Below are 900 nucleotides of genomic sequence, written 5' to 3' on the forward strand. Positions count from 1 at the left end.
TATCTTCAATACCTTCAATATTCGCATCCATAAGTTTCAATGGTCTCAAGACACGATCCATTGGCCTTTTACCAATTGAAACATCGCCAGACAAAACACTTTCAATACCTAAACCACTTAACAAACCAGCTAACAATCGAGTCGTTGTGCCAGAGTTTCCAGTATATAAAACTTGATGAGGTGTTTTAAAAGCTTTATATCCAGGTGAATTCACAACCAATTTATCTTCATCTTCTTTAATATCTACGCCTAATAATCGGAATATATCCATTGTACGACGACAATCTTCACCAAGTAATGGTTTATAAATATTGGAAGTTCCTTCAGCTAAAGATGCTAACATGATTGCTCGATGTGTCATCGACTTATCTCCAGGCACTTCTATTTCACCTTTAAGTGGCCCTGAAATATCGATAATTTGTTCACTTACCATTTACTTCACCTACTTAAAATATGTTTTTAGTTGTTCACACGCATGTTGCAGTGTTGTTTGATCAATGTGTTGCACTACAATATCGCCAAAATGTTTAATCAATACCATTTGAACTCCTTGTTTGTCGTTCTTTTTATCACTTAGCATGTATTGATATATCGTTTCGAAATCTATGTCGGTTATTGTTTCTAAAGGATAACCTAATTTCGTTAAATAATTAATATAATGTTGGATATCGTGATTAGAATTGAACAATATATTCGCAACAATAAATTGATATATTATGCCTATCATTACGGCATGACCGTGTGCAATTTTGTGGTTATACTCCACGGCATGACCAAATGTATGACCTAAATTTAAAAATTTACGTACACCTTGTTCTTTTTCATCTGCAACAACAATATCCAGCTTCGTTTCAATACCTTTAGCAATATATTTATCCATACCATTTAATGACTGTAATA

Annotated in this window: 1 protein-coding gene and 1 pseudogene; both read right to left on the reverse strand. The window is 33.3% G+C overall.

Features of this window, described 5'->3' with window-relative positions:
- A pseudogene (locus IDG60_RS16500) lies at nt 1-433 on the reverse strand (3-phosphoshikimate 1-carboxyvinyltransferase); the annotation flags it as partial.
- A 9-nt stretch (nt 434-442) separates the two neighbouring features.
- The coding region (locus tag IDG60_RS16505; protein WP_481906103.1) for a 3-dehydroquinate synthase family protein at nt 443-900 on the reverse strand (458 nt) is incomplete at its 5' end.

It is taken from the genome of Staphylococcus sp. EG-SA-2 (assembly GCF_017152085.1).